Genomic DNA, 13,079 nt, shown 5'->3' with positions numbered 1-13,079 from the left:
GACGACATCATGATTTCTGCAGTATCGCCGCGCCGCGCGCTCTCCGCCAGGCCGCTCGCGCTGGTTTTCGCCCTGTCCCTGTGTTTCCTGTCCAGCGCCGCGCTGTCCGCTGAAACCCAAACCCTGCCCGCCGTGACCGTGACCGGCGCCCGCTTCGCCAGCGACCCGGCGCTGGCCCCGATCGGCGCGACCGTCATCAGCGCCGACGAGATCCGCCGCGCCGGTGCGGCCGACGTCAACCAGGCCATCCGCCAGATCGGCGGCGTGTACGGCCGCCAGAGCCTGGACGGCTCGCCCGATTTCAGTCTCGACCTGCGCGGCTTCGGCACCAACAGCAGCCAGAACATGGTGGTCACGCTCGACGGCGTGCGCATGTCCGAGAGTGAATTGAGCAATGCGACGCTGTCGTCGATCCCGATCGAGACCGTCGAACGCATCGAAATCATTCGCGGCGGCGCCAGCGTGCTGTATGGCGAAGGCGCCACCGGCGGCGTGATCCACATCGTCACGCGCCGCCCCGAGGCCAATGGCCGGCGCGGCATGCTGCGCGCCGAAGCCGGCCAGTTCGGCCTGCGCGACCTGCGCGCCGCCATGGCCCAGTCGTGGAACGGCTTCGCGCTCGACGCGTCGGTCGGCAGCCAGCGCACCGACAATTACCGTGACCATAACGAGTTCGCGCTCGATACCTTCAGCGGCGGCGCCCAGTGGGCTTACCAGGGCGGCCGCGCCGGGGTGCGCTACGACCGCGCGCGCCAGGAGTCGGACTTGCCGGGCGCCCTGAGCGCACGCCAGTTCGGCGAGAACCCGCGCCAGGCCAATACGCCTGACGATATCGGCGCGCTCGATTCGGACCGCCTGACCGCGTTCGTGGAGCAGCGCGTCGGCAGCGTCGACCTGGCTGCCGAACTGTCGCGCCGCGAGCGCACCGCCGGTTCGACCTATTTCTACACCATCGAGGGCAAGCGCATGGCCTCGAAGGCGACCTATGACAGCGCCCAGACCCAGTTTTCGCCGCGCCTGCGCCATCTGGCGCAAATGGGCGGCGTGCTCAATGAGCTGGTGGCCGGCGTGGACCTGGTCAAGTGGTCGCGCGTGACCGATTCGGAGTATTCGGATGCCGACGCCACGCAAAAATCGAGGGCGCTGTATGTGCGCGACGAGCTCAAGTTCGGCGGCGCGCACAAGGCCCGCGTGGCCGTGGGCGCGCGCCGCGAACGCTTCGAGAAGGATGCCACCGACGCGCGCGCCTTCGCCGCGCCGTACGCCAGCAAGACCACCCTCAACGCCTGGGAAGTGCAGGGCAGCGTTGATGTCATGCCGCTGGTGAACCTGTACGCCAAGGCAGGGCGCAGCTACCGCGTAGCCAATGTCGACGAGAACGGCTACCGCGCCGCGCCCGGCGTGCTGGCGCCGCAAACCTCGCGTGACCTGGAACTGGGCTTAGCTTACGGCGACGCGGCCCTGGGCGCGAATACGCGCGTATTCCGCCATCAGCTGCATAACGAGATTTTCTACGACCCGACCGTGAACGGCGGCTACGGCGCCAACACCAACCTCGATCCGACCGAGCGCAAAGGCGTGGAGTTCGATGTCCACGCCAGCATCGCGCGCGACTGGCGCGTGAGCGGCAACTGGCAGCACGTGCTGGCGCGCTTCACCGGCGGCCCGAACGCCGGGCGCGAGATGGTGCTGGTACCGAAGAACGTGGTCTCGGCGCGCCTGGCCTGGGTTCCGGGCAATGGCCACAGTGCCGATATCGGCTTTCAATGGGCCGGCAGCCAGCGTTTCGGCGCCGACTTCGCCAACAACTGCGGTGCGCTCATGGCATCGAGCACCACCTTCGAGGCCCGTTACGCGCGCCAGGTCGGCGCCTGGGAATTCGCGGTGGCGGGCCTGAACCTGGCCGACAAGCATTACACCAGCAATGCCTACGGCTGCAACAGCGGCATCTACCCGAGCGACGGGCGCCAGCTCAAGGTGTCGGCGCGCTACGACTTCTGATGCGCCAGCGCTTCCTGTTCGCCGCGCTGGCCCTGTGGGCTGGCCTTGCCGGCGCCGCGATCACGGTGGTCGACGACGCCGGCCGGCGCGTGCTGCTGGCCGCGCCGGCCCGGCGCATCGTGTCGATGGCGCCGCACGTCACCGAGCTGCTGTTCGCGGCCGGCGGCGGCGCGCGCATCGTCGGGGCGATGAGCTACAGCGACTATCCGCCGGCCGCCCGCGGCATCCCGCTGGTCGGCGACAACAGCCAGATCGACATCGAACGCGTGCTGGCGCTCAAACCCGACCTGCTGGTGGTCTGGCAGAGCGGGAACACGGCGCGCCAGCTGGAGCAACTGCGCCAGCTCGGCATTCCAATGTTTTACAGCGAGCCGGCGCGGATGGACCAGGTGGCCGGCAGCATGCTGCGCTTCGGCCAGCTGCTCGGCACTGAAACAGTGGCGCAGGCGGCGGCAGCGTCGTTCCGCGCCCGCATCGCGGCGCTGGAGGCGCGCTACAGCAAGCGAGCGCCGGTCAAGGTGTTTTACCAGGTGTGGGAAAAGCCGCTGTACACCCTCAATGGCCAGCAGATCGCCAGCGACGCCATCCGCCTGTGCGGCGGCGAGAATATCTTCGCCGCGCTGGCGCTCAAGGCGCCCTCGGTTGGCATCGAGGCGGTGTTGCAGGCCAATCCGGAAGCGATCGTCGGCAGCGAACCGCACGACGCCTCGGAACAGGGCCTGGCGATCTGGGCGCCTTACAAAACCCTGTTGGCGGTGCGCCAGGGCAATCTGTTCACCCTGGACGGGGAATTGCTGACCCGCGCCGGGCCGCGCCTGCCCGACGGCGCCGCCATCCTGTGCGAAAAACTCGACCTGGCGCGTCAACGCCGCAAGTAGGCCTGCGTTTACTGCATGACCGGGCGATCACTGGGCCGGCATGTGCAACGCAATGTAAAATGCGGGTCCCTGGCCTCTGACCTGCCGCAAAAAGTGGTAATCTCGCGATCGTCGTCTCAACTTAACATGAAGGATATTTATGCGTTTCCTGCGTATTGCTCTGGCCGTGGCCAGTCTGGCCGTCAGTACGGCGTTCGCTTCGCCCACCGATCCGAAAGAGGGCGTCGAGTTTGTGACGCTGGCCGCGCCGCAGCCGACCAAGGCGACCGGCAAAAAAGTCGAAGTCATCGAATTTTTCATGTACCACTGCCCGCATTGCTATACGCTTGAACCGCATCTGGCCGAATGGGTCAAAAAGCAGGGCGACAACGTCCTGTTGCGGCGCGTGCACTTCGCCTCCAGCGGTACCGATCCGGAGGCGCATCTGCACCTGACGCTCGAAGCGATGGGCAAGGCCGAAGAAATGCATCCGAAAGTGCTGCATGCCTTTCATGTCGAGCGCCTTCGCCTGAACAAGGAGGAGGCCATTCTTGAGTGGATTCCCAAGCAGGGCATCGACAAGGCCAAGTTCCTGGAATACTGGAATTCGTTCGGCGTGCTGACCAAGCTGAAAAGCGCATCGCAGCTGACCCAGAACTACAAGGTCGACAGTGCGCCGACGGTGGTGGTCGATGGCCGTTTCGTGACCTCGCCATCGGTCGTTGCCGAAGCCAATCCGGGCGTGACCAAGGCCACCGAGTACCTGGTGTTCAAGCAGGCGCTCGACGCGCTGGTGAGCAAGGTCCAGAAAGAGAAGGGCGCTGCCGCGGCACCGGCCAAGGCGCCTGCCAAAGCGAGTGCCACACCTGCCAAATCCGTCGGAAAATGAGCGATTCTGAAGAGAAAATCATCAAAATCTACGACGCCTCGCGCCCCGTAGAGGAAGATTTGTTCGAGCGCAACTGGATTAACCAGCTGGCATGGAGCCTGGTGGTGGTGCTGTGCAGCGTCGTGGTGTGGTTTTCGATAGCGATCGTCAATGCCGAGAACCAGCGCCATGCGCTGATCACCAAGCAATGTGCCGATCCGGTGTTCAAGGGCGAGGTCGACACGCGCTGCATGCAGGTGGTCAGTTCGCGTCCGCACTGGTGGGAACACCTCTGGTACGGCATCACGCATCTGAAGCCGGCGGAAAAGTAACAGCAGTCATTGCACTGCCGTTTCTGCCTTCGCAGAAACGGCAGTTCTCAGGCCGGCAAGGCAATCACGAAGCGCGCCCCGCCCAGCGCCGACTGTTCCACCGCAATCGTGCCGCCATGCAGCGCTACCGCCTTCTGCGCAATCGATAATCCCAGCCCGAAACCGCCGGTACTGCGGTCGCGGCTGCGGTCGAGCCGGTAAAACGGTTCGAACACCTTGCCCCGTTCCGCCTCCGGAATGCCGGGCCCGTCATCCTCCACCACGATTTCCACGCCGTCCACGCGCCGCGCCGACAGCGCAATCCGCCCGTTGCCGTATTTCTGGGCATTGCGCAGCAGGTTGCCCACCGCCCGCAGCAGCAGGCGCCGGTCGCCGGTCATGCTGCCCAGCGCACTGTCGAGCCGGACCTGGGGCTGGGCCGCCAGCGGGTCGAGCGCGTCCACGCAGCCCAGCAGCGCCGGCGCCAGCTCGAAGCTGGCTTGCTGCAGGGCCTGGCGGCTGTCGAGCCGGATCATGCCCAGCAGTTCATTCACCAGCCCGTTCAGCTCGGCGACATCGCCTTCCATCGCCACGATGCGCTGTTCCAGTGCCGGATCGTCCGCTGCCGACCTGAGTAGTTCCAGGGCGAATTCCAGGCGCGCGATCGGGGTGCGCAGTTCGTGCGAAACGGAATGGAGCAGGTTTTTCTGCGCGTCGAGCAAGCCTTCGATGCGCCCGGCCATGTGGTTGAGCCGCTCGGCCAGCGGATAAATGATGGCGCCGGTCTTGAAGCTGGCGCGCGCCGACAGCTTGCCGGCGCCGACCTCGTCGGCCACGCGCGAGAGTTCCTGCAGCCCCAGCCAATGCGAGCGCGACCACAGGGCGATCGGCACCAGCAGGAACAGCGCCACGATCACGTAGCGCACCGCTTCCATCTCCAGCGCCAGGCCGATGTCGATCGGCAGCTCTTGCGCATGGATGACTTCCTCGGCGCTGCCGATATAGCTTTCGCCATGCAGGTCGACACGGCGGTAAAAGGCTTTGTTGGCGGTATCGAGCACCAGTTCGCCGCGGTTGAGCGCGGCGTGCTGCTGGACCGGCAGCGAGGCGCGCACGCTGGTCAGCGGCACCAGGTCGAGCTTGACGTCCGACACTTCGCGCACCTTGTTGAGCCGCACCAGCCATTCGTCGGCCGGGGCTTTGTCGATGTATTGTTCAAGCAGGAAAATCTGGGCGGCCGCCTGGCGCCGCGCGATATCGTCCAGCGGATCGCCGAACAGGCGGCTGGTGGCGAAATAGATGGCGAAGGTCGCAACCGTAATCGACAGCATGACCAGCACGAAGAAGCGGAAGAAGATCCGGTTCACGCGTGTTTCCCGCCACAACGTTGTTCAATAACTGTTGCCATAGCCATCGCTTCTCCTTGCGCAGCATTGTATAAGAGCGGGGCGCATCGGGGTATTACAAATAAGTGACAAATAGGGGACAGTTCATGGCGGAAGTGCGCCGCGATTGTCGATATCATGGCCTTACTCGAATTCCAGGTCTGCCCGCCGCGCTTGCGCGCTGGCAGGTATCGCTTCCCTTATGAAAGGATTTGCCATGTCTGTTTTGATTCGTGCACTTTCCTGCCTCCCGCTGGCTGGCGCTGTCGCGCTTGCCGGTTGCGGCGGCGGCGACAACGGCGGCGGCACGCCCGTCCCTCCGAAAACGCAACCGGACATCGTCGTGCCGACGCCGACGCCGACGCCAACACCAACACCGACACCGACGCCAACGCCAACGCCAACGCCAACACCGACGCCGACGCCGACGCCGGTCCCGGTCACCGTGATCACCCCCTTCATCGCGCGCGCCCAGCAAGCCTCGTGCGCCAGCGTGACCAACCGCCTGTTCGTGATCGACCACAAATATGTGCTGTGGAACCAGTCGGGCGACTGCGCCGACAAACGCTACAGCACCGAACTGTTCGCCCTGACGCCGGAGGCGAAAGTATGCAGCCTGAGTGACTCCATCGCCGGCCCCAAGCGGGAATGCAGCGACGCCGTCATGCTGCCCATCTTCAACACGATCATCGAGAAGAGCAACGAAGAAGATTTCGGCCTTGGCGCCGGCCACGTGGTCGAAGAGATCAAGTTCCTCCCTGCAAACGGATTAAGTGTGGATTTCAATACCATCGCCAGCGATACCTTTTCGGGCGTGGGCACGGCCCGCAACGTCGTGGTGCGCGACCAGGCGGCGCTCGATGCCCTATGGGCCGAGCACAGCGCGATCCGCATCCCGCCGCCGCCGGCGCCCAAGGTCGACTTCAAGAAAGAGATGGTCATCGCCTTGTTCGGCGGCGGCGGCTCGGCCTGCGGCAGCTTCGGCGTGCGCCGCGCCAACGCCGGCGACGGGCATCTGGTGATCCGTTACGAGGACAAGGCCCCCGATCCCGGCACCATCTGCATCGCCGTGGTGGCCAATCCGATGCACATGATCACGGTTCCGCGCATCGATGCAGTGGTCGACTTCGTGAAGGTGACGACGCAGAATATCGCCTTCACCGATCTGTGGCGCAGCCCGTTTTCGCGCATCGATACGCCGCGCAATATCGTGATCAAGGATGCCGCCACCTTCGCCACCGTGTGGCGCCAGTCGCATACCAACGCCGACCTGCCGGCTGTCGATTTCAGCAAGGACATGGTGGTCGCGGTCTTCGGCCGTGGCGGCTCGAACGGTTGCCATACCACCGAAATCGAGAGCATCTACCGCGAGGGCGGCAAGATCCAGGTGTCCAGCGTGAACTGGTCGCTCAAGCCCGACAACATCGCCATGTGTCCGGCGGCGATCTCGAACCCCGGGCACCTGGTGAAGCTGGCGCGCTCGGATGACACGGTCGAGTTTTCGACCCAATCGCGGCAACGTTAAGGCAGTTTTCCGTTTCCCTGGTGGCGCGCAAGCGCCGCCGGGCCCGGACCCCGATGTATGAAAATCCTGTTGACCTTTGTGCTCGGCGCGGCGTGCGCCAGCGCCACCGCCCGTACCCCGGCCGTCAATCCGATGCCGGACGGCAGCCGCGACATGTATGTCGGGCTGGGCTTCGTGGCGGCGCCCGCCTATGAAGGCGCGCGCCGGCCGCGCCGCATGGCGGTGCCGGTGCTGCAGGGCGAGTGGAGCAATGGCGTGTTTATTTCCGGTATGAACGCCGGCGTGCACCTGTCGGACCAGCCATCGCTCGAATTCGGCCCGCTGCTGTCGGTCCAGGCGCGGCGCAGCGAATCGGGCAACGGGACCGCGCTGGGCGGCACCTCGCTCACCTCCATGACTGACGGCGGTGCGCCGCTGGCGCCGATCGACAGCACGCCGGCCGAGCCAACTGCCTCCCCCGGTTTGGGCGCGCGCAGCAGCGGCCCCAACCGCCTGTCCGGCATGGACGTGGTTGGCGCGCGCCTGCAAGCGGGCGGCTTCGTCAACGTCTATCTCAGCCCCAGCCTGCGCCTGACCAACAGCGTGCTGTACGGCGCCGGCCGGGATGCCAACGGCTTGCTGTGGAACCTCGGCATCCAGCATGTGGTGCAGCAGTTTTCGCCGCACCACAGCGTGTCGCTGTCGGCTGGCGTGAGCGTGGTCAACCGTCACTACAACACCAGCTTTTTCGGCGTCAGCGCGGCTGAATCCCTGCGCAGCGGCAACCCGGCGTACGCGCCCGGCGGCGGCCTGAACGGCGCCAGCGCGGGCCTGAGATGGCACTGGGCCTTGTCGCCATCGTGGCTGCTGATTAATAACGTGCAAGCGACCCGGGTACTGGGCGCTGCGCACAAGAGTCCCTTGGTGGAGCGTCCCAACGGCTTTGTCTTGTCCACCGCGCTCGCTTACCGGTTTTGATGATGAATGCCCCACGCCACGTCGCCCTCCTGATCGCGCTGCTGTTGTCGGCTGGCGCCAGCACGGCGCATGCGCCCGCGCCGGAATGGCTCAGCTATCGCGACGCTTACCGCGCCATGGTGGTGTTCCAGAAATACGGCGGTCCGAAATACTATCTGCAAAACCAGTTGCAGCTGGTGCCGGCGCGGCAGGGCGCGGTGGCGCCGAATGTACAGCTGATCTTGCAGACCCGGGACGGCGACCAGTTCCTTGCGCTCGACCCCACCGGGCGCGCGGTATTTCCTCTCAGCACGGCGGCCTACAACGAGAACGCGCCCTTGCTGGTCAGCGGCGGCGCCGGGCCGGTCGGGTTTCGCGCGCGCGTGTCGATCATGCCGCGTGCCAACGGCCTGTACGACAGCGCCGAGCTGCGCGCCGCCTGTGGCCAGGCGCTCGACTACCTGCGCTATGCCGATGCCAGTGCCAGCACGCGCGCCTGCGTGGGCGTACGCTTCGTCTTTCCGCACGAGATAGGCGCCCCGGCCCCGGTGCGCTTGCGCAGCGGCGCGGCCGACGCGGTGGCGCTGCCGGTGACCGAGGGCGGCGCGTTTCCCGGCGATGGACAACATGGCTTTCGCATCGTTCATTATCGTTTCAGTCATGGCGCCGAAGCGCGCCAGCTCATCACCAGCAGTACGCCGCTGGCGATCACGCCCCTCATCGAATAGCGTACTCAGCAGTTCGGTGATGTCGAATACATATTTACGACAATTGCCAGACATTTCGAGGCGGAAAGGGAAGCGCGATGCGCCTAAGCTATGCGCATCGGGTTTTCCGTTCGCCCTCGATGCTCTCCGGTGTCGTGGGCTTTTTTTCTTCGCAATAACAGCATGATGGCGATGCAGCGGGACGCATGAAGGCGCCCGCCAGCCGCGCATCGTGGGACGCCGTGGCGCGCAGGCGAGGCGCGTGCGGTCTTGACGAAAACTCAGCGATTTCGGCGATGTCGGCGGCAGGCCGTAAAATGGCGGCTGATCATCTTTTCGGCGAACTTCATGAGAACCCTTTTTGCCCTCGTCCTGGCCGGCGTCTTGCCTGCCGCCTGGGCCCAGACCCCTGTCACCAATCCGATGCCGGACGGCAGCCGCGACATGTATGTCGGGCTGGGCGCCGTCTCGGCGCCGCGCTACCAGGGGGCGCACGCGCGCCGCATGACAGCCTTGCCGCTGCTGCAGGTCGAGTGGAGCACTGGCGTGTTTGTCTCGGGCATGAGCGCGGGGATGCACTTGTCGACCAATCCGCTGCTCGAATACGGCCCCCTGCTTGCGCTGCTGCCACGCCGCAACCATTCCGGCAACGACGGCGAGTGGCTGGGGGCGCCCGTGGCCGGGTTTGCGGGCGAGTCGGTGCCGACCTTCGGCGCGACCGATCCGAAGACCGGCCAGCCGGACCGCCCAACGCCACCGGCGGCGGAAAAGCGCAGCGGCAACCGGCTCAGCGGCACCGACGCCATCGGTGCGCGCCTGCAAGGCGGTTTTTTTTCCCATTATTATCTGACGCCATCCTTGCGCATCACCAATAACTTGCTGGCAGGCTCGGGACGGGAGCGCCATGGCGCCACCTGGACCGTGGGCCTGCAGCACATGGCGCGGGCCATCTCGCCGCACCACACGGTATCGCTGTCGGCCGACCTGACGCTGGTGAACGGCAGCTACAACCGCAGCTACTTCGGCGTGACCGAGGTCGAGAGCTTGCGCAGCGGCAATGACGTGCATACGCCGTCGGGCGGCCTCAAGGAGGTAGCGCTGGCTGCGCGCTGGAACTGGGCGCTGTCGCCTTCCTGGATGCTCGGCAGCACGGTGCGCGCCGCACGCCTGCAGGGCGATGCGCGGCGCAGCCCGCTGGTCGAGCGCCCCAATCATGTCACCGTGTCCACCGGACTTGCTTACCGATTCTGATCATGCCATTTGTACGCCACGTTTCCGCCATCCTTGCCTTGCTGTTTACGGCAGGCGGCACGACGGCCAATGAGGTTGGCGGCGAATGGCTCAGCTATCGCGACGCTTACCGCGCGATGGTGGTGTTTGAGAAATACGGCAGGCCCAAGCATTTCTTGCAGAACCATTTCCAGGTCATGTTGAAAGAGAAGGGCGTGCTGACCGACGGTTTGCAGTTGAGCCTGCTAAGCAAGGCCAGCAGCCTGAACCTGCCGCTCGATCCGACCGGCCGCACCGTCTTCCCGCTGCTCAAGGCCGCGTATGACGACAATGCCACGCTGATACTCACCCGCAATGCCGCCCAGTATGTGTTCCGGGCGCGCGTATCGATCGTGGTGCGTTCCGACGGCGTGTACGAAACCAGCGACCTGCGCGCGGCCTGCGAGCAAGCGCTCACCTATCTGCGCCATGTGGATGCGTCGGCGCGCACGCGCCGTTGCGGCGGAGTGCGCCTGAGCTACCTGCGCAAGGGACCGGACCCGGTGGTCAAGCTGCGCAACGGTAGCGGCGACGTGGCCCTGCTGTCGGTGGCCGAGGGCACCACCTTCGGGGACGACAACAACGAGGGCTTCCGGGTCGTCAATTACCGGTTCGGCGACCATGCCGACAAGGGCCAGCTGGTGACCCGGAGCGCGCCGCTGGCGATCGCGCCGCTGCTGGAATAGCTCGGGCCCGCCAGATGGGTCTTGCATGTGGCGACAAGGCCCCGCGGCTCAGGGACTCACGCCGTATTTGCCGTAGATCCGGGCGATCGTCCCCGAGCGTTTCATGATGAGGATCGCTTCGTCCAGTTTCGGCAACAAGGCTTTCTTGCTGGGCTGGACGCGTATCGAGACATCATACGAACCGAGCACGTCACCGATGACCAACTCACTGTAACTGGGCACTTGGAGCACGCTGTATTGCGCAACCGCCTTGTTGATCAGGATCTGGTCCATCCGCCCGGCAGCGAGCATGGCCATGAGCTGCTTCTCGTTCACGGCGTCGGCGCGATGCACGACGCCACTGGCAAACAGCTCGCGCAATTCCGGATAGCTATAACCCCTGACCAATCCCACTGTCCTGCCACTCAAATCCCTTGGCGTGCTCACTTTGAAATGTTTTCCAGGGGCAAACACGAGTACGTCGATCACTTTGCCAAACGGTATTGAAAACACGCCGGGGATTCTTTCCTGCTTTACCCAGCCGGGGAACACGCCGAGTTCGAGATCGATTTGTCCCAGATCGAAGCGTTTGGCAAGACGCGCGTAGGGAAGGTACTCGGCCTGGAAGCGATGCCCTGTAATCTGGCCCAGTTCGTCGAGGAGCTCCTGGTAAATGCCCGTCCGCCCGCTCTCGATCATCATGGGCGGGTAATTGTAGAAGCCGACCTTGAACGTCTCGGAGCGCGCATTCGTCAACCAGGCGGCGCACGCCAGGCATGCCGCGCAAACAAGGATTTTCATGTCTGCCCTAAGTCGTCATGCGGAGTCGGGTCGAACGCCGCGCGAAGGCATCGCGGGCGCGCCTATATTCCGCATCAACTATTGTGCCCTTGTCGTTCAAAGTCCGGCGCCGTGTTGGCGCTGCGATGACCGTCCCCATCCGCCGGGGATGGACGCCAGTCCGCAGAACGACTAGTATGTATTTAAGAAATATTTAAATTAAATCAATATTTTCGCCGCAAAGCGTATCAGTGCGCCCGGCATCGCCGAGAGACTCCCATGACCCAACCAACCCGTCTGTACCTTGCTGTTCCCCTGGCAGGCGCGCTGCTGCTGGCCGCCTGCGGGGGCGGCAGCGATCCCGTGCCGCTCAAACCGGCAGAACCGGTCGTGACGACGCCAACACCGACGCCAACACCGACGCCGACGCCAACACCGACGCCGACGCCGACGCCAACGCCGACGCCGACGCCAACACCGACGCCGACGCCAACACCGACGCCGACGCCGACGCCAACGCCGACGCCGACGCCAACGCCGACGCCAACGCCAACGCCGACGCCAACGCCGACGCCAGAGCCAACGCCAACGCCAGAGCCAGAGCCGGCGCCAACGTCCGTCACAGTCCCTGGCATCGCCGAGCCGGACCCCACTGCTTCGGGCATCTTCATCACGCCATTCGTGCAGCGTGCCCGCCAAAGCACCTGCGGCCAGTACTTCAATCGCCTGTTCGTGGTCGACCAGAAATACGTTTTTGCCAACCAGAACGGCAGTTGCGATGACAATACCGAGCGCGAGGTATTGTTCGGCGCCACGCCCGATGTCTGGCTGTGCACCAGCCACTATGGACGGCTTGGCGGCAAGGAAAGTTGTGCCAATCCCATGTACACCGGCCTCTTCGATAAACTGTGGGGGATGCAGACGACTCCGATGTTATTTCCTGCGGGGATCAAAATAGAAGAAATCTTCTTCCTGCCCAAGGACGGCAGCAGGCTGGCATTGACCCCGCTGGCGCAGGACAATGCGTCCGCCATCAAGTCGCCGCGCCACCTTGTGATCCGCGACGCCGCCACCCTGGCCGCGGTATGGGCCGAGCACACCAGCGGCAGTGCCAGTCCGGCCGCGCGGCCAGTGGTGCACTTCGAAAACGAGATGGCCATCGCCGTGTTCGGCGGCAGCAGCAGCGCCTGCGGCGAAGTCGGCATCCGCGCGGTGCGGGTCAGCGGCGACAAGCTGGTCGCCGAGTACGAACAGCGCCAGGCCGCGCCCGGTACCGCCTGCGTGCAGAGCGTCAGCACGCCGATGCAGATGGTCGTGGTCGACCGCAGCTACGCCAGCGTGACGTTTGAAAAAGTCGCGCCGCTGCGGGTGGCGTTCACGCCGATCGATGGCTACCGCAAATCGCAGATGCACGTGCGCACGCAGCTGGTGATCAGGGATGCGCAGGCCTGGGCCGCATTATGGCTACGGCATAGCGGCGAACAGCGGCCGCCGGCGGTGGACTTCAGCAAGCACATGGTGTTGTTCGCCACCATCGGCGACCGGCCGGTGGAAGCGTACAAGGCGGCGGTCAGCGATGTCGAGCGCATCGGCGGCAAGCTGCGCGTGACGACGGTCGAAAAAACGAGGGGACGTTACAGCATGGGCGCGGTACCGGCGGCGATCACCAATGCCTGGGCAGGGGCGGTGGTGGAGCGCTCGGACGACCCGGTCGAGTTCGTGGAACAGCTGTCCTACTACCGCTAGCCGGAACGGCGGGGCGCCGTGGCGGCGCC

The 13,079-nt window shown here is 65.1% G+C and carries 12 protein-coding genes; 10 read left to right on the top strand and 2 right to left on the bottom strand.

Going from position 1 to position 13,079, the window contains the following annotated elements; genetic code table 11:
- Positions 1-9: 9 nt before the first annotated feature.
- The 4 genes from PO883_RS16425 (at position 10) to PO883_RS16410 (ending at position 4,058) form a co-directional block, all read left to right on the top strand.
- Positions 10-2,001, top strand: coding sequence for a TonB-dependent receptor (locus PO883_RS16425; RefSeq protein WP_289310727.1), 1,992 nt, complete (start codon positions 10-12; stop codon positions 1,999-2,001).
- A complete protein-coding gene (locus PO883_RS16420) occupies positions 2,001-2,879 on the top strand; it encodes a cobalamin-binding protein (RefSeq protein WP_289310726.1) in 879 nt (292 codons plus the stop codon). Before PO883_RS16425 ends, PO883_RS16420 begins: the two co-directional genes overlap by 1 nt.
- Positions 2,880-3,018: 139 nt before the next feature.
- Positions 3,019-3,747 carry a thiol:disulfide interchange protein DsbA/DsbL gene (locus PO883_RS16415; protein WP_289310725.1) on the top strand — a complete coding sequence of 243 codons (729 nt, stop codon included), beginning with the start codon at positions 3,019-3,021 and terminating at the stop codon, positions 3,745-3,747.
- The gene (locus PO883_RS16410; RefSeq protein WP_289310724.1) at positions 3,744-4,058 is read left to right on the top strand and encodes a hypothetical protein; all 315 of its coding nucleotides are present in this window, start codon (positions 3,744-3,746) and stop codon (positions 4,056-4,058) included. Before PO883_RS16415 ends, PO883_RS16410 begins: the two co-directional genes overlap by 4 nt.
- Positions 4,059-4,105: 47 nt before the next feature.
- Here PO883_RS16410 and PO883_RS16405 read toward each other — a convergent pair whose 3' ends face one another.
- Positions 4,106-5,404 carry an ATP-binding protein gene (locus PO883_RS16405; protein WP_289310723.1) on the bottom strand — a complete coding sequence of 433 codons (1,299 nt, stop codon included), beginning with the start codon at positions 5,402-5,404 and terminating at the stop codon, positions 4,106-4,108.
- A 235-nt stretch (positions 5,405-5,639) separates the two neighbouring features.
- On the opposite strand from PO883_RS16405, the gene PO883_RS16400 reads away from it, so the two are divergent.
- The 5 genes from PO883_RS16400 (at position 5,640) to PO883_RS16380 (ending at position 10,545) form a co-directional block, all read left to right on the top strand.
- On the top strand, positions 5,640-6,947 hold the full coding sequence (locus tag PO883_RS16400) for a hypothetical protein (RefSeq protein ID WP_289310722.1): 1,308 nt from the start codon (positions 5,640-5,642) through the stop codon (positions 6,945-6,947).
- 57 nt (positions 6,948-7,004) lie between these two features.
- Complete coding sequence (locus PO883_RS16395; RefSeq protein WP_289310721.1) at positions 7,005-7,904, top strand: MipA/OmpV family protein; 900 nt, start codon at positions 7,005-7,007, stop codon at positions 7,902-7,904.
- A complete protein-coding gene (locus PO883_RS16390; RefSeq protein ID WP_289310720.1) occupies positions 7,904-8,611 on the top strand; it encodes a hypothetical protein in 708 nt (235 codons plus the stop codon). Before PO883_RS16395 ends, PO883_RS16390 begins: the two co-directional genes overlap by 1 nt.
- A 327-nt stretch (positions 8,612-8,938) precedes the next feature.
- Positions 8,939-9,841, top strand: a complete 903-nt coding sequence (locus PO883_RS16385; RefSeq protein ID WP_289310719.1) for a MipA/OmpV family protein — start codon at positions 8,939-8,941, stop codon at positions 9,839-9,841.
- Positions 9,842-9,843: 2 nt separating this feature from the next.
- Entirely contained in the window at positions 9,844-10,545 is a 702-nt protein-coding gene (locus tag PO883_RS16380; protein WP_289310718.1) for a hypothetical protein, read from the top strand.
- Positions 10,546-10,593: 48 nt separating this feature from the next.
- Here PO883_RS16380 and PO883_RS16375 read toward each other — a convergent pair whose 3' ends face one another.
- The gene (locus PO883_RS16375) at positions 10,594-11,325 is read right to left on the bottom strand and encodes an ABC transporter substrate-binding protein (protein ID WP_289310717.1); all 732 of its coding nucleotides are present in this window, start codon (positions 11,323-11,325) and stop codon (positions 10,594-10,596) included.
- A gap of 258 nt (positions 11,326-11,583) precedes the next feature.
- Between PO883_RS16375 and PO883_RS16370 the strand changes: the two genes are divergently transcribed.
- On the top strand, positions 11,584-13,050 hold the full coding sequence (locus PO883_RS16370; RefSeq protein ID WP_289310716.1) for a hypothetical protein: 1,467 nt from the start codon (positions 11,584-11,586) through the stop codon (positions 13,048-13,050).
- The last annotated feature ends 29 nt before the right edge of the window (positions 13,051-13,079 follow it).

Source organism: Massilia sp. DJPM01 (genome assembly GCF_030348125.1).
Classification (GTDB): domain Bacteria; phylum Pseudomonadota; class Gammaproteobacteria; order Burkholderiales; family Burkholderiaceae_D; genus Telluria_A; species Telluria_A frigida.
The sequence above is the reverse complement of the archived record's forward strand: the minus strand, read 5'-3'. Positions and strand labels throughout refer to the sequence as shown.

Bases quoted from the DNA above. Each gene is read 5' to 3' on its own strand.
- PO883_RS16375 (WP_289310717.1), bottom strand. From the start codon at position 11,325: ATGAAAATCCTTGTTTGCGCGGCATGCCTGGCGTGCGCCGCCTGGTTG.
- PO883_RS16390 (WP_289310720.1), top strand. From the start codon at position 7,904: ATGATGAATGCCCCACGCCACGTCGCCCTCCTGATCGCGCTGCTGTTG.
- PO883_RS16380 (WP_289310718.1), top strand. From the start codon at position 9,844: ATGCCATTTGTACGCCACGTTTCCGCCATCCTTGCCTTGCTGTTTACG.
- PO883_RS16385 (WP_289310719.1), top strand. From the start codon at position 8,939: ATGAGAACCCTTTTTGCCCTCGTCCTGGCCGGCGTCTTGCCTGCCGCC.
- PO883_RS16425 (WP_289310727.1), top strand. From the start codon at position 10: ATGATTTCTGCAGTATCGCCGCGCCGCGCGCTCTCCGCCAGGCCGCTC.
- PO883_RS16370 (WP_289310716.1), top strand. From the start codon at position 11,584: ATGACCCAACCAACCCGTCTGTACCTTGCTGTTCCCCTGGCAGGCGCG.
- PO883_RS16395 (WP_289310721.1), top strand. From the start codon at position 7,005: ATGAAAATCCTGTTGACCTTTGTGCTCGGCGCGGCGTGCGCCAGCGCC.
- PO883_RS16420 (WP_289310726.1), top strand. From the start codon at position 2,001: ATGCGCCAGCGCTTCCTGTTCGCCGCGCTGGCCCTGTGGGCTGGCCTT.
- PO883_RS16400 (WP_289310722.1), top strand. From the start codon at position 5,640: ATGTCTGTTTTGATTCGTGCACTTTCCTGCCTCCCGCTGGCTGGCGCT.
- PO883_RS16415 (WP_289310725.1), top strand. From the start codon at position 3,019: ATGCGTTTCCTGCGTATTGCTCTGGCCGTGGCCAGTCTGGCCGTCAGT.
- PO883_RS16410 (WP_289310724.1), top strand. From the start codon at position 3,744: ATGAGCGATTCTGAAGAGAAAATCATCAAAATCTACGACGCCTCGCGC.